Source organism: Tolypothrix sp. PCC 7601 (genome assembly GCF_025677855.1).
In the GTDB taxonomy this organism is placed as follows: domain Bacteria; phylum Cyanobacteriota; class Cyanobacteriia; order Cyanobacteriales; family Nostocaceae; genus Aulosira; species Aulosira diplosiphon.
Map to the genome: position 1 here is coordinate 7077870 of NZ_CP064879.1, position 21034 is coordinate 7098903.

The following is a 21034-nucleotide window of genomic DNA, read 5'->3' on the forward strand; positions in this document are numbered from 1 at the left end:
ATGACTAATACAAATATACTTCTAAATGCAAAATTTAAGCTTGTACAATATTATTTAAATCGTTTTCAGTAGCAGTTCCTTCTATCATTTCTTGGAAATATTGATTGAGTGGTTTTTCACTGCTTACTTGGTTAAGGATAATTCTATCCTGTTTGAAATGTTCAATAACTCGTGTAGCTGTTAAATTTTCTCTTGACCCCTCTTGGCAAAATATTTTATCATGCTCACGGAATGACAATAAATACAACAAAGATAAAAATGCATTTTGTTTATAAGTGTAATCAAAACCTGTATGTGGTTTACTAAGTAAATATTCCATAATTAATCTAAAATGTTCTTGATAATTAAGAGAATTAGCTTGAAAATTAAAGTTATAATACCAAAGTAAAATACGACTATAACCCCACAAATATTTAGTTTTTTCTAAGGAGTAATATGAGTTAAACCAATCAAAATATTGGTTTTGTCGCTTTTCATTTATTGCAACTCTAGCAAGACATTGTAAATATTCATTTCTTAAGCTAGATGTATTTAATTGTGTTAAGCTAAACAGCTTATCTGATGATGAATATTGAGCAAAATTATACAGTTTACCAGTAAATATAATTGCTTTTTCTATAGTTCTTTGCTGAGATAAGCTTAAGCTATTAAAATTATTATTTTTGATAGTTTTACAAATTAAATCAACCAATCTGTAAATTTTGCAGCTAATTATTACTTCTTTTATCTCTATAATTGATGGATCGATAGATGAACTATCGACTAATTTTAATGAGTCTACTTTATGCGGTTGCCTATCAATTTTTTTGTAAGTATCTTTTAAGAGGTTTTGAAAATTATCATTATCTTTTATAGTAAAAATACTATCTAAAGCTTGAGAGATTTGTATTAAATTAGTTGTAAATTCTTGAAAATCTTGACGACTTTTGAGCCGAGCAATTTGATTTAAAGATTCTTGCTGACGAGTGCTAGTAATTTTTGCAGGTGGAATATAGCTATAGGATATTTGTATTCTATCTGCCAGAAAAGTATTGATATTATTATATTTACTATCTATATCTGTAACTTTAAGTTCAGGAAAAGAACCAGGTTGCAGATGAAACTCTATACCTATGCGGACATCTTCATTACTTTCATAGTCTTTAATTTCAATTTTATAGTCTTGTGGTATACCATGTTTACAGTAGTCCTCACCATTTACCCTGATAGGTAAATTAGCTATTTTATTTTTTATGCGGAAAAATTTTTGTTCTAAACTAGGAATATTCCCGATTAAAACTGTGCGATCGCCTTCATAAGAAATGGCATTTTCTTGATTAGATAATTGAATCCATTGTGTTGATATTCTCCCTGTACTATCTGCGATACCGATGGCGAATTCTATTTGATCGAGATAAATTCCAAAAAGCGGTAAGTTACACTCAAGTTTTTTCTCCCATATTTTATGAAACTCTTGAGAGAGGGGGTTAAGACAAATAAATTCTGGTAAATTTTGCTGGATGTCTGCAAAAATATTGTACTGACTGACTAGTACAAATTGATATTGTGAGTGGTTACTAGCTAGTCGTCTGAGAGATTGAATATTGATTTTACTGGATACAATATTTGCGATCGCAGCCATTGATAAAGTTACTCTTTTATAAAAAATCTGCTGATTGTATAAAATTTCTGTAACAATATTTATATTTTCTTCATTTATACAAGGCTGGAGAATTTTAAAAAGAGAAATTTTCTGTAAATAGTTAGTGAGATGATTAACTGTATCAACATTATTAGTAAATGGCTGTATAATTCCGTGTGGAGAAAATTGATTTGGCGGTAATTGTAAATAAAATATCCATGCTTGTTTAATATTATGGACATTCATTAAATTGTTTAAATATTTATTGATTTGAGCGAGTGTGTTATCACTTGGACGATACCAAAATACCCAAATTGGAAAAACTAATTGCTGAAATTCTAATTGCGCTGAGTCTAGTTGATGAATGTCTACAGTGAGTAGTAAATCACTTGAGAATTCCTCAGATATTTTTTTCAAACTAAAGACGTAGACTTGATTTTTCAGAAATACTTTAACGGCTAGATTTTCTCGTTGATCAATATAGCGCCCTTGTTCAGGAACACTAGTACCAGTAATCTTGAGATTAGCGGCGAAACCTATGTTTTGAAAACGTAATAGGGCTGCGGTTAATAAAACATAGATAGAATCAGCAAGTAAATAATTACGAAATGACCATAAACGCTCCTTTTCGTACTTCTTTTGAATGTATTCTAAGTAAGCTTGATAAAAGCTTCTATATATAGGGTTTTGTTGTAAAACATAGTTAGGTTTTGTAAATTGATATCGCCTATCTTGTATATCTTGAACTACTGGCTGTTGTTTGAATAAGTCAATTGTTAAACTAAATTTTTTGATTTCTGCTAGATATTGACTTGCACCACTCCGTTGATATTGGTAACAATTAAAATATAAAATTTGGCTAAAATAAACCAAAAACTTATTTTCTGCCGTGTTAAAATCTTGATATCTTTGAATGCCCATTAACTGTTGTTTGGCTCCCGCCTTTTCTGCTGGAGTTGAACCAGGACGGCGGATATAGTCTCTCAAACAATAGCTATCCATTTCTTGAATTCTACCCAAAGGCATGAGTTCTGCTTGCCTTCTGAGTTGGTGACGAAGATGAGAGGCGATCGCTTCTAATTTGCGCCGGAGTTGATAACGGCGTTCTAAGCTAATTACTATAGGTATATTCGCCTCATCAACATTAAATTGATTTAATTTTTGTTGTAATTGGCTAACGAGAATTGTGGGCTGTCTACTTTGATGATTATCAAATATATTGGCAAAATTTCCAACTAAAATTCGGATGAGAAAAGACGTTGTATTGTCTAAACGTGTCTCTAAAATACGTTCCCATTCGGTAATTTCTTGTTTATCTTTGATCGTCTCAATATCTAGAACTTCATCAGTGATATGTAGATGATATATGTGTCCAGAAATTTTTACAGGAAAAACAGACTTTAACTGCTTTGGATGTTGACTGATATCTGTTGGTTTTAGATAGGGGAAAGCAATTTCATAGACTCTATCAGCAATCCGAATTAAAAACGATGACGCGGATAATTCCTCTTTTGGATCTAGTGCAATTATTGGGCGATCGCGTGCGTTTAATAGAGTCTCTATAAGTACAGGAGACTCATTTAAATAAGCAAATAAGCTAGAATAGAGTCTCATTGTACTACTTCATCTTGATAAATTAAACCCTGCCATTGAAATTGTCCGTAACGCCCAGCACGGGCTTTTTTAAATGCTGCAATCAATGGCTGATCCTTAATCTCTTCAATAATTATTCTTAATTGCTCCAATTCATCTGCAAACTCATCAATCATCACTCCTCGTAGTTTTGGTAGCAGTTTTTGTCCAAACTGATCTGCAATAGCAAACTTAAAAGCTGCTGAATTAGTGTTTTCAACCCCTGGATAGTTCACCACATACTGAGTAATTGCTTGATAAACACGATGAGCAAAAGGATGTCCCATTTTTTCCATTACTTGATTTGCTCGATCGAGATAAGATTTTACTTTCTCTACAATTTGAGAATGAGGATCTGGTGTTTTCACCCAAGCCCTAAAATCAGAGTAAGCTAAATATCCTGAAGGTCTAGCACTGGTAGCATGATTATTACTTTGCTGACGCAATTTTAAATTTTGCGGTTTACCAAATGTGAGAACATTAGCTCTATCTAGCACCTTATCTGATAATGTTTGAGTGGTTTCATCTTCATTCATTGTTCCCACAAACAAGAATTCATTGGGAATTTTTAATCTACGTTCATTATCTTGTAATGGTAAGCTACCAACATCAATTTCTAAATAAGTTGGGTGACTGCGACGAGCTTCTAATTTAGATAAGAAATCGCTAAAATAATATTCAACTCGCGCTAAATTCATTTCATCTAGCAAGACAATTACCATTCTGTCTTGCATAGCTGAATCGTGATTATATTGATACAGTCCGCGCATCAAATCAGTGGGCTTAAATTTTTTCTCCACATAGTTATAAAATCCTTGCAAATCTTGAGGCGAATCCCAACGCGGTTGGACAGCTAAAGTTAATAACTGTGCGCCGATATAATTAGCGTATTTCTGTGGTAATTCGCTTTTACCTGTACCGCTAATTCCAGCTAGAATTACCACAGCTGAAATATCTTGTACTTTTAAAGAAGTATGAAAAGCATGAATTACACGCTCTGGGAAATTTAAGCCTTGACCATTAATATATTGAATAAAATTCTCTAAGAAAATTTGTTCACTTTGTTGAGCATTAACGACAGCCCACTTAGATTCTGCTAATCTTAGCCATAGTTTTTCTCTTAATGCTTGTAGTGCTACTCTAGAACTATTTTCTATATTTTCAATTTCTCCTTTTAGGCGTTTGATTTCGTCATTAAGCTGGTCTCTTTCTAGTTGTAATTTAGCATTATTCTCTTCTAAACCAGCTTTAATACCATTTAAATGTTGAATTTCTCGTTCTAATTGTCTTACATAGGATTCTTTATCTAGAATTTGAAATTTTAATTCCGATAAGGTTTGCCGTAATTGTTCGATTTTGTGATATTCTCCTTGACTCTCTTCTATTGCATGTAATATTTCCAGTCTCTCGAATTTCAGCCTATCTATTTCTGGTTTTAGTTGATTGATTCTTTCTTCATAGCTTTGTTTCTGGCTGAATATACCATCATAGGTAGCTCTTAATAATTCGAGTTCTGCTGCTCTTTTCTCTAGTTCTTGAGATGTAGTTTTATGCTCTGCTATTTGTTGATTGAGTAACTCTAACTGTTTTTGTTTAGTAGAAAATTCTGTTTCAATATTGATGAGCGATCGCTTCTGTTCTTCTAAAGATTCAACTTGGGAATGTAGGGCATTAATTTGACCTTCCAAACTACTTTTATCAAACCTAAATTGCTCAATTTGTTTTTGTAGTATTTCAAGATTAGACAAGTCTGGTTTGTGATGATTTATGGCAACGACTCGACGCTCTAATTCCAGCTTTTGCTGATTCAGAGTTGTTAGCCTCAGTTCAACCTGCTGTAACTCTGTTTGCTTTTGAACAAATTGCCCTTCAACGGTTGCTAGTTCCGTGTGTATTCTTCGTAGTTCTGTTACGCGTGGTGTTAAATTTGTGATTTCTGCTTTGATTTTTTCTAAAGAGCTTTTCTGATCTACCTGTTGTCTTAGTAATTTTATCTCAGTATCTCTATCCCCTTGTCTTTTGCTCGAAATAGCAGCGCCTAAAACTACGCCTGTACTACTTCCTAGTAATGCTCCACTTGCTCCACCAGCACCACCAGCAAAGGATGCTGTTACCCCTACAAATAATGCAGCTGAACCTACTATTACCCAGTCAGATAACGCCCAGTCTGATAAATTCTGCACCCTTCAACCTCAGAAATATTGACGCTAAGTTTATCTATACATTCTAGATAAATATTTTTTACAAGGGTTTAGTAGTTTTACTGGAATAAACTATTTTTATCTCTCTTACTCCAGTATTTTTAGCTATAAATATTCCCTATTAATCTTCAAAAATTGTCAAATATCAGCTTAAAAGTCATATAATACTTATCTAAAAAAGATAAAATCTATCATATCAAATGTCATTAATATCATGATAAAAAAGTTTATATTGCTTAGTTTAAGCTCATAAAATTAGTGCTATTAAATGTGAATATTACTGAACTCATTTCACTATTGAGCGCGGTAAAATCTTGCTTAAGTATTGCAAATTTTATTGATGATTTCCTTATCTAAGTTTGTTAAAGAAAGTCAATGGACTCAACTAGTAGTACTGTTATTATTACTACTATTATTCGTTATTGGCAGTTTTCCCGGATATTTGACAGGAAAATGGCAATGGCAACAGCTAGCACCTGTGATTCAGCTCAAAGAATTGAAACAGATACGCAATTCAGGGTTAAATATTCCTGGTTGGCAAAATGTTGAGCAGAATGAACAAGAAGTTGGCGAACATAAATGGTCGCTACAACTAATTAAAAAACAAGACTCCGACACCCAAGCCATAGTGCTATTGTTACCGCAAAATGGCCCGATGGATAAACCGGAAGTGGAGTGGACAGAAGTCAACGGTTGGGGAAAGTCGCGTTGGGGAAAGTGGGATGTAGCCCAATATCGTTCAGCGCAATTGACTGTGAAACAGCCTAGTGAAGTTAAGGTAGAAGCTAGGTTCTTTCGCGCTGCTACATCACAAGCAACTTTTGGGGTGTTGCAATGGTATGCTCTCCCAAATGGTGGAAATCCATCACCTTTAAACTGGTTTTTAGCAGATCAATTAGCGCAGTGGCGTAAGCAGCGAGTTCCTTGGGTGGCTGTGAGTATTCTCATTCCTATGGAACCTTTAGGTCAGGTGGAAAAAATTTGGCCTTTAGCTGAGTCTATTGGGGAGACTGTACAAACTGCATTAATGACACGCTTGCTTTAGAAAAAGCAAATAAATTATTCAGCATATAGGGACACAGCATTGCTCTGTCCCTATTTATGTGCAGAGATGGGTATTAAATCTGAAATCTTTAGGGTAATGCGATCGCTCTTTCAAAACCAAATATACTTAGTTTTATTTTGATAATTTATACAAAATTCACCAAAATTTTACATTTAAGAACATAGTAATTTCTCGGATACAGACGAGACATTTTAGGTATTTGCAGAGTAAAATAGCGACTCAAATAGACCCAAGTTTGGGTCTAGCTTGCTCATAAAAAAATGCTTATAGTTTTTATTTATCAATATGCGTGTATTTAGCGCCTTGTGTTTGGTCAGTCTCCAGGTAGGTGTTTTCTTGACCACAGCAGTTGAGGTGTTTGCTCAACCTGTAACATCCCCAGCACAGCCATCAGAGCCTGCTCCATCGCTCCCCTTTCCATCCCCTACTGAAACTGTACCAGGGAATGTTAATAACGAAGTCTCTCCCCAACTCAACCGCTACCTTTTAGGCCCTGGAGATGGAATTAGTATTGTCATTCAGCGCCCTCCTGGCCCCTATCGCCTAGGGCCGCAAGATAGTATTAGCGTTGTGGTGCAACGCTTTCCAGATTTGAGCTTTCAAGCCACAATTAATCCAGAAGGCAATATTATTGTCCCACTGATCAATACAGTGTCGCTTCAAGGTTTAACTTTACCAGAAGCACAAGAGAAAATCCGTATATTGCTCGACCGCTACGTAGTTAATCCGGTAGTAGTTTTATCATTGGTAGGGCAACGTCCAGATTTAAGTTTCCAAGCAGCAATTAATCCGGAAGGATACATTGTCGTACCGCAAGTAGGTACAGTATCCCTCCAAGGCTTAAGTGTGGAAGAAGCACAAGAAAAAATTCGCTTGAGTTTAAGCCGTGTTTTGGTAGACCCAGTTGTGGTTGTCTCATTAGCAGCACCACGACCAGTTCAAGTTACCATTAGCGGTGAAGTATTTCGACCGGGAATTTATTCAATTTCATCCACCATACCCCGGGTTGCGGATGCTTTGCTGACATCTGGTGGTACTACGATGAATGCAGATTTGCGGCAAGTGCAAGTGCGGCGGCGCTTGGTTGATGGCTCCGTGATTTCCCAAAATATTGACCTATATACAGCCTTACAAAATGGTAGTTCTTTACCTAATACCCGCCTCCAAGATGGCGATGCCATCATTGTGCCACGTCGAGAAATCGGTAGCGATGACGGTTATGACCGCAATTTGATTGCTCGTTCTACTTTAGCGGTACCGCAAATCAGAGTCAGGGTATTAAACTATGCTGCGGGAGGCATTGCCAATCAAGTGTTGCCTAATGGTAGTACCTTTGTTGATGCCTTGGGAGGTATAAGCTTAGATACTGCCAACCTCCGGGATATTGCTTTAGTACGCTTTGACCCAGAAAGAGGTCAAGCAGTTACCCAAAGACTAGATGCTAAAAAAGCACTCGGTGGCGATGGTTCTCAAAACGTGCCGCTTCAAGATAATGATGTTATTGTGGTTGGTCGAAACCTCATCGGTAGAATTACCAACGCCTTGACTACAATTACTCAACCATTTTTTAACGTTCAAAGCTTTATTCGCTTCTTTGACTTCTTTACTGGCGGGTCGAAGTAGTTGAGGGGATTGGGGAACTCGGGGCCCCCTCTGGGGATAAGGGGTAATGGGGACTGGGGACTGGGGACTGGGGACTGGGGAACTCGGGGCCCCCTCTGGGGATAAGGGGTAATGGGGATTGGGGGGATGAGGAAGATGAGGGAGATAAGGGAGATGAGGGGAGCAATTACCAATTACCAATTACCAATTACCAATTACCAATTACCCAATGACAAATGCCCTATAACAAATGCCTAAGTTGCTATGACTCCACCTATTGTTAAACGTTATATTATTGCTTTTGAGAAGTATAAATGGATTGGATTAGCCAGTTTTACATTAGTTGTAGCTGGTTCAACTGTGGTGGCTATACAACCAGACCCACCAGTTAGCTATGTAGCAAATTCTGCGCTGACTTACAATCGTCCACCAGTTTCGTTCTCAACAACTGGTACTGAGATTCAACAACAAGGGCAGGAATTAAATGCACAAGTTTTGCTATCTAATGAACTTATAGAATCTGTAGCAGCAAAAGTTAATGTTAAACCGAAAACTCTTGGTAATAATGTTGAACTGACTCTACCGAAAAAAAATGCTAGAAGCGGGCAATTAGAGTCTACTATTATTGAGCTGAAATATAAAGATAGTAATCCTAAGCGCGCTGTAGAGGTATTGAGTGTATTAATGCAGGCGATGGTTAAGCTGAGTGGTGATATTAATACAGGGCGATTAAAATCTATTATTAAAAAAATTGATGAGCGGCTACCAGAGGCTAAGGTTGAACTACAGTTAGCGGAGAAAAAGTTAGAACAATACGATCGCAGAGAGCGACCAGCAATATTAGCATCTGAGAATGGTAGTTTACTAACTGCGGTGACTACTAGTCAAAATCAGCAACGTCAGCTGCAATTCACGATTGCTGGAGTTGATGCCCAAATTCGCAGTTTACAAGACAAATTGGGATTAAATGTTAACCAAGCTTATGTTTCCTCAGCTTTGAGTGCTGATCCTATTATTGGTAACTTGCGATCGCAAATTTATCAAGTTGAGTCACAAATTGAGCTTCTTCGTAAGGATTTGCGACCTGAACACCCAAATATGATTCAGTTGCAACGTCAGAAAGATGCGGCGGAGGAATTACTCAAACAGCGCGCTGCTGAAGTAGTAGGTGGTGGAGGTACAGCAGCGCCTCTGGCTGGCGATGCTTTGAATATTCGCACTCAGAGTAATTTAGATCCAGCGCGCCAAGAACTAGCAAACCAGATGGTGACTTTGCAAACCCAAAGAGAAACGCTGCAACAACAATTAGCGCAACAAATTAAAGAAGAAGCAAGATTACGGCAAGTATATTCTCTCATCCCCAATAAACAATTAGAGCGATCGCGTTTAGAACAAGAAGTAACACTGAAAAAAGCTGTCTATGACAAAATGCAGGCGAAGCTAGCTGATGCTCAAACTGCTGAAGCAGAAACCGTTACCAGTTTGAGTCTTGCTAGACAACCCGTCGCCATTGCTGATGCTGTTAAACCAAAGAGTATGCCAATGACATTGGCGGTTGGCGGTTTGATGGGGTTGGTGATTGGTGGTGGTGTAATATTCTTGTTGGGTTCGCTGGAAGGTGTTTTCAAAACCAGAGAAGATATTCGCGAAAGCCTCAAGCAACGGGAAGTTGCACTGCTGGGAGAATTGCCATTAATGCCAGTTGATGATTTAGATAAGGAAGCTATACCTGTTTTACTTTCCCCAGATTCTCCTTATTTAGAGTTCTATGAAAAATTCCGCAGTAATGTCCGTCGTCTGGGCGGTAAAACCTTAAAAGTACTTTTAATTGCTAGCGTTGGTAAAACTGAGGGTAAGACTACAAGTGCTTATAACTTAGGTATAGCTTCTGCTCGTGCTGGTAAAAGAACCTTAATTATTGAAACAGATTTGCGATCGCCTTCTAGCTGCACATCTCTTAAAGTTACTCCTGACCCAGATGCTAACATTGAACCCCTGCGCTATTACGGCAGTTTGAGCGAATGTATTCACATAGTTCCTGATATTGAAAATTTATACATTATTCCTAGCCCTGGCCCCTTGCGTCAGTCTGCAGCTATTCTGGAATCTAGCGAAATGCGTCGGCTCATGGAAGATGTGCGCGAGCGCTATGATTTAGTAATTTTAGATACTAATCCTCTAAGTTTATCTAATGATGCTTTGTTAATTCAACCTTACAGTGACGCGATGGTAATTGTAGCGCGACCAAACTATACACAAGAAAACTTATTAGGTGAAGCAATTGATCAATTAGTTGAATCTGAATTAGGTTTGTTGGGAGGTATTATTAATGGTGCTGATATCAACGTTGTATGGTCTGGGCCAGTTGAACCATCACCCAACTTTCCATCACCAGAAGAAGCAGGAGCAGAAGTATCAGTAGGTGCTAATAATAATTGAAGTATAGCAATCCTATTTCAGTTGAGAAAAATATCGTTTTTGGCTGTTGACTGCTGACTGTTGACTGTTGACTGTCAACAGTTAACAGTCAACATCCATACATATAATATTTCATAAATCATTTAGGATTGCTATATAAAGTATAAAATTAAACCTCCCACAATCTTATTAAGTGTGGAAGGGGGATAAAGTCTATCGTATTTCAGCAGTCGAAATAGTCAACAAACAAACTAATACTCTTGCTTAAATAACCCCAATAAGGGAGCGAGAATTATGCCAAAGACAAAGCCTCCAATATGTGCCCAGTAAGCAACTCCGCCTGTTTCAACACTCATATTAGCTGCTGTTTGTAGGCTAACAAAACCAGAAAGTAGATTCTGAACAATGAACAGCCCTATTAGTATCATTGCTGGAACTCTAATAGTGGTGACAAAAAATCCCAAAAAGGCTAAAGTCATAACTCTAGCGTGAGGGAAACGGATAATATAAGCACCTAAAACTCCAGAAATAGCACCACTTGCACCCAAAGAAGGAATCCCAGAATTCATGCCAATAAACCATTGGCATAAAGCAGCTAAAGCACCGCAAGTCAAATAAAAAATTAGATATTTGAGATGACCGAGACGGTCTTCAATATTGTTACCAAATATCCACAGAAAAACCATATTCGAGATTAAATGCCACCAACCGCCGTGTAAGAATTGGGATGTAAATAGCGTTGTCCACTCTGAGGAAAAGTTGGTGGTTAATTCTCGTGGTACTACTGCATATAGTTGAAAAAATTGCTCTAGTTGTGCATTAGATAAACTCACTTCATGAAGAAAAACTAAAACGTTCATCCCAATCAGCCCATAAGTTAAGTATGGGGTGATGCGCGTCGGATTTTCGTCGTAAAGGGGAAACACAGGTGTTTTTCCTAATTATTATTATCTGCAATATAGCTTGAGTGACTGGTCGTTGCGAAGTTTAGGTATTTACACCTGGTTTGGTTATTTGTCATTTGTCATTTGTCATTTGGTAATGGGTAATGGGTAATTGGTAATTGGTAATAGGAATTCCTCCCCCAATCCCCAGTCCCCAATCCCCAGTCCCCATTACCTCTTATCCCCAGAGGGGGCCCCGAGTTCCCCAATCCCCTCATCCCCAATTCCTATAGGCTGTTCGGGGTTTGTCGCTAAATAAGCCTAAGATGGGGCCGAGAATTGCGCCAAAGAGGAAACCGCCAGCGTGCGCCCAGTAAGCTATACCACCGTTTTCCATACCGATGTTGGTGGGTGTTTCTAGGCTAGCAACGCCGTAAAAGGCTTGTTGAATGAACCAGAAACCTAAAAAGAAGTATGCTGGGACTCGGAAAGTGGGGAAGAAAAAGCCTAAAGGGATGACACCAAGAATTTCGGCTGTGGGAAAGCGAAGAATATATGCTCCCATCACACCTGCGATCGCACCACTCGCCCCTAAAGATGGAATACTAGAATTTTGGGAAAAGTACCACTGGCTTAATGATGCCAAAACTCCGCAAGATAAATAAAATAGCAGATATTTAAAATGACCTAATTTATCTTCGACATTGTTTCCAAAAATCCAGAGGAACAACATATTACCGGCTAGGTGTAATAAACCACCGTGCAAAAATTGTGAGGTAATTAAAGTAGCCCACTCTGGTACAGGTTGATGTACAGATATCCCAGCAAAACTTAAAGTCAGTTCTTTGGGAACTACCGCAGCCAAGCGTAAAAACCCATCTAAGGCTTGAGGAGGAAGACTAGCTTCATAAAGAAAAGCTAGAACATTGGCAGCAATTAGCCCAAAGGTGACATAAGGCGTGATTTCTGTAGGATTATTATCTCTAATTGGAACCACGGGCGTTTATTCCTCATCTATAAGCAACTAGCCTCACAATACTGAATTTTGCTAGTATTCGCTTCTACCTCATGGATGGATATCAACCTAGCCTTGAGAATTGAATTTTTTCAAAAGGAAATAGGGAAGAGAAGATACAGCATTTTTAAGTAAGTGAGGTACATCATGAGTAATGAGTAATGAGTAATGAGTAATGAGTAGAAAATTGACTTATTACTCATTACTTTTTTCAATTAGTTGCTGTACCTCATACACATCGAATCTACTGTAATTTTATTCCCAAATCTTTTCTCGTAAATTATGGCTTTCAATGTAAATGTAGTTAATAAGCTAATTTTTAAGATGTTTTAAATCAATTATTTTTTGTCTCAATCTTATTAAGTTTTTTTATTATTTATTGTTAATATTTACAACCATAATTCAAAATTTGAAATACTCAAATCATGCCTTTTAATTTCTATTAAATAATCAAATTTATTTCTTGAGATAGATGTATAATATACAGTCAAGTACACAACATAATATTAACAGTTGTCTCAAAGTTTAATAGTGAAAATGCCACATGTCTTACTCGTGGATGATGAAGCAGCCCTGCGTGACAGTCTCACATATACATTACAAAAAGAAGGCTATACAGTAAGTACAGCCGTCGATGGGCACAATGCAATTAAACAGTTTCACAAGCAAGTACCAGATATCATCTTGCTAGATTTGATGTTGCCAGAAGTTGATGGTATGGAAGTTTGTTGGCGGATTAGAGCCTTTTCTAATGTCCCTATCGTGATGCTGACAGCTAAAGATCAGGATGTAGATAAAGTTTGGGGTTTAGAAGCAGGCGCAGACGATTATGTAACTAAGCCCTTCAATACTCGTGAACTGTTAGCGCGCATTAAAGCAGTGTTGCGTCGTCGTTCAGAGGAGCAGCCTTGATGAAAGGCTTTTTACCTCGAATTAAATTAAATACGATTCATGCAAAGCTGTTTGGTACATATTTAATGTTGACAGCTTTTGGCACATCACTGTTAGCAGGTTATATTCTGTGGTCGTTCGCTGATTATTTTATGCGAATGCGACAAGTAGATCTGGATAACTGGACGAGTGCATTAAGTGAAAGTGTCGCAGATGGACTAGAAGAAAAAGATATTCCCCGAGTCAAGTTACTGGTGCAAAGGTATGGCGCACCGCAAAATGTGACGTTGCGAGTTTTTACTCCACAAGGTATCCTGATAGCGACTTCTGACCCCAAGCTAGACAGCCGAGTGAAAAACTGGGATGCGGTTGCGGGAATGCGCGCATCTCTACAAAATCGCGTAGAACAAGGAGTTGCTAAAGGAGTTTTATCTAATGAGGATCGGCTCTACATTGCTAGACCGATTGAACGCAACGGTCAATTTTTGGGTGTGTTGCGAATGTCGATTACTTTGGAGCAGTTTCAGCGACAGTTTGCTAGGGTGTTTTGGAGTGTCTTGGGCACGTTAGCAATCACAATTTTACTCTGTGCATTAATTAGCAGTCGCTTTGCGCGTAGTCTTGCAAAACCGATTGAGATTATGCAGAACTTTGCCATTCGCTTGGGTGGCGGTCATTTTGGCGATAAGCTAACAATCCATGAAAACAATGAGTTGGATCAATTAGCAGCAGAACTTAACCGGATGAGTGAACGATTAGCTTCACTAGATCAAGAACGCCGGGTGTTTTTAGCTAATGTTTCTCACGAACTGCGTACTCCCATCAGTAACGTTCAGGTGACAGTGGACGCACTCAAAGGCGGAGCCTATGAAGAACCAGAAATACGCGATCGCTTTTTTCAAACTATCGACAGCGAAATCAAACGTTTGGCAAGATTAATTCATGACCTTTTGGATTTAGGACGTTTAGAAGCGGGAGTCACGCAACTAGAACAGCAAAGCATTTCACTGCAAGGATTGATTAACCGTGCTGTTAACGCCATCGAACCGCGAATGCAAACCGTGAAAATTGCTCTCCAAGTGAATGTAGATCCCCTCACGATCCAAGGCGATCCCGAACGATTATTACAGGCAATTCTCAATTTATTAGATAATGCAATCAAACATTCACCAGCTAACTCGCAAGTCTTAATTTCTGGCTATAGCAGAGGAAAACAAGCAATTATTCAAATTCAAGACCAGGGGAAAGGAATCAAGGAAGGCGATTTACCCCGGATTTTTGAGCAATTTTATACCACAGACCCCTCACGCAAAAGTAGTGGTAATGGTTTGGGGTTAGCCATCACTAAGCGGATTATTGAAGCTCATCAAGGTAGTATTACAGCTACTAGCCCTCCCAATCAAGGTGCAACTTTCATAATTTCTCTACCACTAAAAGCCTAAGCGGGTATGCTTCCAAATCAAATACAGGACTTACGCAAGCAAAATTTGTCATTGCGACCGGAACGAAGTGTAGGGAAGCAATCCCAGAATATCAGGCGATTACGTCGCTGCGCTCGTAATGACGTAATTCCGTTACTTTTGCGTAAGTCCTAATAATGTTTGCGACATATCAATAAATATTCTAGAGGGCAAGGCAGTGCCCAATGGTGTCAACTTAACGTGAAAACCTCTTGGTTGCAAGGTTTTGCCCTCACCCCCAGCCCCTCTCCCACAGGGAGAAGGGAGCCAGAGATTTAGTTCCCCTTCTCCTGCGGGAGAAGGGGTTAGGGGATGAGGGCGCGAGGTATTTGTATAACGCCCGCCCTCAATGGGCAGTGCCTTGCCCCTACAATCTGTCGCATTCTTTTTTCAAATTGGTGTAATTTTTAGGCTCACATAATTTTGCCAGCTTTGTTTAATTCCCGCTTGATAGCGTCAAGTATATCCTCATGATGAATGACCGCATCGCCTCGCTGGAGTGCTTGTAAACAGCAATGCTGCACTATATTTAAGATATCAGAGCCAGTTAATTCGTAAGCGGCTGAAAGCTTTGGTAAATCTACAGATTCAGCTAGCTTAATTTGGGAAGGAAAAGCCATTTGCCAAAGTTGCGATCGCTCTTTGACATTAGGTATAGGAAATTGAATAATTGATTGAAAGCGGCGGATAAAAGCTTCGTCAATATTACTTTTTAAGTTGGAAGACAATATAACTAGCCCATCATAATTTTCTATTCTTTGCAGTAGATAACTGACTTCTTGGTTAGCATATTTATCATGTGCATCACGGACATTAGTACGTTTACCAAATAGCGCATCAGCTTCATCAAAAAACAAAATCCAATCTTTACTTTCAGCGCGCGCGAAGAGGTTAGCTAGGTTCTTTTCTGTTTCCCCAATAAATTTTGATACCACCATAGAAATGTCTATTTTGTAGACATCTTTACCTGTGTATTTTCCTAAAAGACTGGCTGTGAGGGTTTTACCTGTACCAGGGGGGCCATAAAAAAGCGCTCGGTAGCCGAGTTTGAGCTTCTTTTTCATGTTCCAGTCATAAAGAATGGTTCGGCTATGAGTAATCCAAGCTTCTAGCTCATGAATCTGTTGTAAGGTTTGAGTATTCAGAACTAAATCTTCCCATTCCATTTCTGTGGTGATGCGTTGAGCCGGAAAGTTAATACTGAAATGGGGACGAGAAAAGCTCCCTTGGGTGAATAATTCGACGTAATCTTGAAGCATAACCAGCTTACCGCTCATCATCGGTTCACCCTCAGCAGGTGAATCGAGATAGATGACGCGATCGCGCGCAAAGGGATGTTCTTCGCTAAACATTTGTTGCAAACGCAGCCTTTCCGCAAAGCGATCGCCTCCTAGCATGAACAGTACTGTTTCACCCGTAGGTAAAAAACCCCGATGCGCCTTACCCCGCCAGCCACCAATTTGAGGATAATCCCCAGCTTGAGGTAAGTTAGCTGTAATCAGCCGATCAAAAAAATCGGGTTGCAAATGCGGTGCGATCGCCATCAGTAAAGTTAGTTGCTCCGCAGTATCTAATTTATGTTTGCGAATAAAGCTATTTAGGGGCGTTTCAGCACTCAGCCATTCATCTGGCAAATGAGGCATTGGTGCTTTTACTGACTCATTACTGCCGAAGTGGTAGTCCATGCGCCACTCAATCACCTTAGCCAGGTAATCGAGTGCATTTTCTAGAGTTTGAACATTAAGCAACTGCGTCACGTCGCTTTGCTCCGAATTCAAAATTTAAAATTCAAAATACCCATAACAAAATTGGGGGTTTGTAACAAGGACATATTATGTCGAGATGCACAACGCGAGAAATAAGTTTTTTGGCTTCTCTATGATTGAGTTTTTAATTTATATATCAATTTTCTTTCTCAGAATGTCATCCCATAATAAATTAGACATGATTGTAAAATAACAAGCAAAATCACTCAAACTTTAGCTCGTCATAGTACAATTTCAGCTTCAGAGTTTACAAAACTAGACATAATTCTCTTTAAATTAGCCGCAAACATTAGTTTTTCCTGATGCTGCCACAAAAGCATATCTATTTTTGCTAATCAATCGAAATGTACATTGAGTGTAGTGCTATTAAACTAAGAGGTTGACTAAACTTATGCCAGAAACAAAGATTCAACAAAGTCCAACATCATTGAGTAGCCTTCCGGTTTTGTATACAAGAGATGCTGCTCAACCTATACAGTACAATCCTTTTCAAGAAATCACCCAATTATTCCAAACTCTTTTTGAAGAAGATACTTCATCGGTTTACCAAAAAGCCGGGGCAAAAACCTGGAAGATTGTTAAGCAAATAATTACTGTTGTTACCTTTTTATTTCTCTTATTATGCGCCCTAATTATTTGGGTATGGGGTATTGGTTTTAAAAGTGGTCTTTATTTTCGGACTTGGATAGAGACAAAAAAACCAAGCATTGATGAACTCATAGTTGCAATTTTGAAAATTATTTTATGGCCTTTAGAGCGGACATTTGAGTGGGCTAATTCATTCATTAAAGACTTGTTTGGCTGGGAAATTAAATTCGACGAGTCGAAAGCCGAACCAAATTCTACTACAGCAGGGGGTGAAGCTACTCCCTCACCTGCATCATCCCAGAGTTCACAAACCAGTTAGAAGTTATTTATTTAATGTAGTTTCCCAACTTGGAAACACTGGCGTTATGTTACGGCTATGAAACATTGGAAGGTTAGAGACAATAGGAATTAGCCGTAACAACAATTCACCAAAATAAAAAAAGATTCAGTTTCGTAATTACAAATTACCAATCTTTTTACTCATGATGAAACTGGGTTGGCATCTTTTTCTGTCTTCTTATTGGCAGAATTAGCAATCTCACCAATACCATAGCTCATGAACCCAATAATGAATGCCAAAAAGAAGGGAAAAGTAATAAACCAAAACAATGATTCCAGCATAAAACACCTCACAAAATTAATATAAAAACTAAAATTCGATATCTTTTAAAATCCAATGTTTGAGAAAATATTTGCCATATTATCTCTTGGCATACTCAAATGTTTCCTTAGCATTAGTTTTTGAGTTTGGATTTGTTGCTGAATTTTTGATAATTGGTATTACATCTGTAAGTTTTCTCTAGTTGAATGTTTTACTGAATCTTGCGTTTGTCTGGGTTCTGTTGCACCACATGGGTTAGTTCATGGACTAAGAGATGTTTCCCTGTAACTGTATCGGGGTCAAATTTTCCCTGATTAAAATATATGTCTTTTCCGCGAGTGAATGCTTGAGCTTTTAATTCCCGATTCATTTGCACAGATTCTTCATCGGTATGAATGTAGACATCGCTAAAATCTGTACCAAAAGCAGATGACATTTCAGCTTGGGTTTTTTTTGGTAATAAATTACCACGCCCTTTGCTATTTTGGAGACGGTCAGAAAAAGAAGGGTTTGCTTTTTGGGTACCAGTCTCAACCTTAGTTTGCATTTCTTCTTTTTTGGGTTCTTCTGCCAATTGCAGTTCTAGTTTTGTCTGCACTTCTTCTTTTTTGGGTTCTTCTGCAAGTTGCAGTTCTGGTTTTGTCTGCATTTCTTCTTTTTTGGGTTCTTCAGCAAGTTGCAATTCTGGTTTTGTCTGCACTTCTTCTTTTTTGGGTTCCTCTTGGCGTTGAATTCGGGAGTTTAGCGTGTCTTGTTGACGCTGTACCATCGCCTGTGAGGAAATATTCTGAGAATTGCGATCGCTACTTGAATGATTCACTACAGCATCAGCAACTGTATCGGCTTCTCGCTCAAAGCTATCATTGAGCTTGCCAATAGTGAGTTTGGCTTGGATGCTATTTCCCTGAGTGCTTGAGAAAAAATGACTCTCATTACTTCCTTCTTTTTTAAAGAAAGATTCATGGTTTTCTTGAGTAGGTGCTTTACGGGAGCGTTTGAATTGGAAGGTTACCATAAGGGGAATTAAGGTTAATAAAATTCTAACATTGAAATAATTATCTCATTTTGAGAGCAAAAATACTGATAGTCTTATTGCTATGTTTCCTTGACTCGCTCTGTACCAGAATGAACAAATAGCTTCTGATTTTTAAATCCTGGTTATTAATGCAAATCCTAAAATTTTTCTGGAATTTACAATACAATAAATTCAATATTTAATAAATATAAATAAAACAGTAATTTATAAATTTAATTTTAAATCATTTATATTTCTTATGAATTGATGACTTGAGGATAAAAATAATCATTCACTCATCTTCAACGATTTATAGGCAGTAATTATTGTGAAGTTATAACTTTTTCTAATGTAAATCCTTGTTGATAAATTTAGGTTTCAGAACGCTAATGATTTATTATTTAGATTGCCAGTCATCAGCAGCTACTAGATTGAGTAATTTTTTGTTATCTAAGGGAAATCAAGGCTTTTTACCAAAATAGGCTGTGGACTTATCAAAGTTTGGACTCTTAGCTAAGAGAACTGGCGTAAGATAACTCTGCCAAGCAGCTTTTTAAGTATTTGACGTTGAGTTGGAACCAACAGCAAAAGTGATGAATCCGATATTCCCACTTATCAACACAAGAAGGTAAATATGGCAAAAGTTAATGTGTCGCTGACAGTGCAAGTAGTTGGAGGCCCGACAATTAATGTGGCTAAGGAATTAGCTGTAGAAGCCTATGACAAAATTGATATTTCGATTGAACCAGGAAAAGACATATCTGTAGAAGTTCAACCATCGGAAGGAAAACGGATCAGTTTCTTGCTGATTAAATCAAGTATATACAGCGACGCTAAGAAAAACATTAAACTCTCATACGGTATCGATAGTTCAGACAAGATAGACTTAGACCAACCTCATTTTTATTTGGGTTCAGGAGTAGTTTCTTTATTAGGAAGCGATCCAAAAATTCTTAAGTTTAACTTGAAGAATGGACCTGAGAATAAACCCGAAAACAAAGCTGAACTAGAAATTTTAGTTGGGCGTGATGCTACCCCGGAACCGACTACCTAGCGATCGCCTTTTTCACTCTCTCTATCAGTATTAGTTTCCACAAGAGCGATCGCATCTGTTGGCGACAGTTTTCCTGCAATCACAGCTAGAATGCCTGGTAAATATTGGTCTAGGGTGATAACGTTTGCATATACCAGCCGTTCGATGAGGCTTGAGGTGATGCGATCGCCTGTAACGTCAATGCTGGTTTTGCAACGGATTTCGCCAGTGTCAAAGTTAAATTCAAAGTTGCCGATCACCATACCATAATTAGCACGAGTGAGAAATTCGGCGATCGCACTGCGATTCAGGGAAGGTACTTCTAACGGACAGATGGAATAGAACAAAAATTGCTGTTGCTCTTCGTTAGCTAGAGCATAACAGTTCCATTGTCCGTTTTTTCCTTGGCAAGCAAGACGTAAAGTAAGTTCTCCTTTAAGTTTGGTAAATTCCCAATCTTCTTGGGAGAAAAAATCGAGCATTGCTTGATAAATTTTTCCCTTGGCTTTGGTTTTACCAATCGCTTGATTTGGCTCAACCCAACTTTCTAAAGCGTTTGTGACTTCCGAGAAAAAATCTGAAATTGCGGTTTCTGTCTGTTTGAGAAATTCAGTTTCATCCCAATTTTTTAAATCATGAGAAATTTCTTCTAAGACTTTTGAGATAGCTTGTTCAGCCATTAATAAATTAGCCTCATTGCGGTCTTTGAGAAACTGTTCCATTGCTTGAGGGAACTGACCGTTTGCGATCGCATCTGGCGTTAAACTCGCAGGGTTCAGGTAAGACCAGAAGGTACGATAACCAATTTCGCCCGATTCTAGATTTTGTGAAACCTTTAGTGCAAACCAGCTTTCGGTAGAGAGTAATGGGTTGGGTGATGAACAAGTAGTTAAGTAGGCGATCGCACTTTCTTTATCGGTTGCGTGTTCTGCTAATTGAGGTAAGAGTTGAGGTTGTAGGGTAGCTTCGATTTCAATATCAACATCACTATGAAAACTGGCGACATTAAAAGCACCGCGTAACTCGGGTTTGAGATTGAATAATGATTCAGTTTCAATTTGTTGATAAAGTTGTGAGGTCACTCGAAATGTGAGACGGCATTCACAAAGAGTAGTGTCTTGCTCAATCAGATCAAAGGCGAGAAACTGTAGCGGTATTGATGAACCTGAAGGCTTCAATAATACAAGTTCTTTCCTCAGCAAGTTATTAATAGAATCGCTCATTAAACATATCTACTCTTC

General features: G+C 38.2%; 14 protein-coding genes. 7 read left to right on the forward strand and 7 right to left on the reverse strand.

Annotated features, from left to right (window positions below; all coding sequences use genetic code 11):
- Positions 1 to 34 precede the first annotated feature (34 nt).
- On the reverse strand, positions 35 to 3235 hold the full coding sequence (locus HG267_RS28760) for a DUF2357 domain-containing protein (RefSeq protein ID WP_045871022.1): 3201 nt from the start codon (positions 3233 to 3235) through the stop codon (positions 35 to 37).
- A complete protein-coding gene (locus tag HG267_RS28765; protein WP_045871021.1) occupies positions 3232 to 5436 on the reverse strand; it encodes an AAA family ATPase in 2205 nt (734 codons plus the stop codon). The genes HG267_RS28760 and HG267_RS28765 overlap by 4 nt, the downstream gene beginning before the upstream one ends.
- Before the next feature lie 358 nt (positions 5437 to 5794).
- Here HG267_RS28765 and HG267_RS28770 point away from each other — a divergent pair, with 358 nt between their 5' ends.
- The 3 genes from HG267_RS28770 (at position 5795) to HG267_RS28780 (ending at position 10561) form a co-directional block, all read left to right on the forward strand.
- Positions 5795 to 6499, forward strand: coding sequence for a cyanoexosortase B system-associated protein (locus HG267_RS28770; RefSeq protein WP_045871020.1), 705 nt, complete (start codon positions 5795 to 5797; stop codon positions 6497 to 6499).
- 306 nt (positions 6500 to 6805) lie between these two features.
- Positions 6806 to 8143 carry a polysaccharide biosynthesis/export family protein gene (locus HG267_RS28775; protein WP_045871019.1) on the forward strand — a complete coding sequence of 446 codons (1338 nt, stop codon included), beginning with the start codon at positions 6806 to 6808 and terminating at the stop codon, positions 8141 to 8143.
- Positions 8144 to 8386: 243 nt separating this feature from the next.
- The gene (locus HG267_RS28780) at positions 8387 to 10561 is read left to right on the forward strand and encodes a GumC family protein (RefSeq protein WP_045871017.1); all 2175 of its coding nucleotides are present in this window, start codon (positions 8387 to 8389) and stop codon (positions 10559 to 10561) included.
- Between the two features lie 230 nt (positions 10562 to 10791).
- Here the strand turns inward: HG267_RS28780 and HG267_RS28785 are convergent, their stop codons facing one another.
- A complete protein-coding gene (locus HG267_RS28785) occupies positions 10792 to 11466 on the reverse strand; it encodes a rhomboid family intramembrane serine protease (protein ID WP_045871016.1) in 675 nt (224 codons plus the stop codon).
- Positions 11467 to 11698: 232 nt separating this feature from the next.
- Positions 11699 to 12421, reverse strand: coding sequence for a rhomboid family intramembrane serine protease (locus HG267_RS28790; protein ID WP_045871015.1), 723 nt, complete (start codon positions 12419 to 12421; stop codon positions 11699 to 11701).
- A 555-nt stretch (positions 12422 to 12976) separates the two neighbouring features.
- Between HG267_RS28790 and HG267_RS28795 the strand changes: the two genes are divergently transcribed.
- Positions 12977 to 13351, forward strand: a complete 375-nt coding sequence (locus HG267_RS28795; RefSeq protein ID WP_052335218.1) for a response regulator transcription factor — start codon at positions 12977 to 12979, stop codon at positions 13349 to 13351.
- Positions 13351 to 14772 (forward strand): ATP-binding protein, encoded by a 1422-nt coding sequence (locus HG267_RS28800; protein ID WP_045871014.1) that lies wholly within the window; start codon positions 13351 to 13353, stop codon positions 14770 to 14772. Before HG267_RS28795 ends, HG267_RS28800 begins: the two co-directional genes overlap by 1 nt.
- Before the next feature lie 431 nt (positions 14773 to 15203).
- Here HG267_RS28800 and HG267_RS28805 read toward each other — a convergent pair whose 3' ends face one another.
- Positions 15204 to 16547 (reverse strand): ATP-binding protein, encoded by a 1344-nt coding sequence (locus HG267_RS28805; protein ID WP_235623058.1) that lies wholly within the window; start codon positions 16545 to 16547, stop codon positions 15204 to 15206.
- Between the two features lie 400 nt (positions 16548 to 16947).
- On the opposite strand from HG267_RS28805, the gene HG267_RS28810 reads away from it, so the two are divergent.
- Positions 16948 to 17463: a hypothetical protein gene (locus tag HG267_RS28810; protein ID WP_045871012.1), complete on the forward strand. Its 516-nt coding sequence runs from the start codon at positions 16948 to 16950 to the stop codon at positions 17461 to 17463.
- Between the two features lie 493 nt (positions 17464 to 17956).
- Here the strand turns inward: HG267_RS28810 and HG267_RS28815 are convergent, their stop codons facing one another.
- A complete protein-coding gene (locus tag HG267_RS28815) occupies positions 17957 to 18760 on the reverse strand; it encodes a DUF4157 domain-containing protein (RefSeq protein ID WP_045871011.1) in 804 nt (267 codons plus the stop codon).
- A 634-nt stretch (positions 18761 to 19394) separates the two neighbouring features.
- Here HG267_RS28815 and HG267_RS28820 point away from each other — a divergent pair.
- Positions 19395 to 19814: a hypothetical protein gene (locus HG267_RS28820; protein ID WP_045871010.1), complete on the forward strand. Its 420-nt coding sequence runs from the start codon at positions 19395 to 19397 to the stop codon at positions 19812 to 19814.
- Here the strand turns inward: HG267_RS28820 and HG267_RS28825 are convergent.
- Positions 19811 to 21016: a YbjN domain-containing protein gene (locus tag HG267_RS28825; RefSeq protein ID WP_052335217.1), complete on the reverse strand. Its 1206-nt coding sequence runs from the start codon at positions 21014 to 21016 to the stop codon at positions 19811 to 19813. The two genes, HG267_RS28820 and HG267_RS28825, sit on opposite strands and share 4 nt — an antisense overlap.
- Between the last annotated feature and the right edge of the window lie 18 nt (positions 21017 to 21034).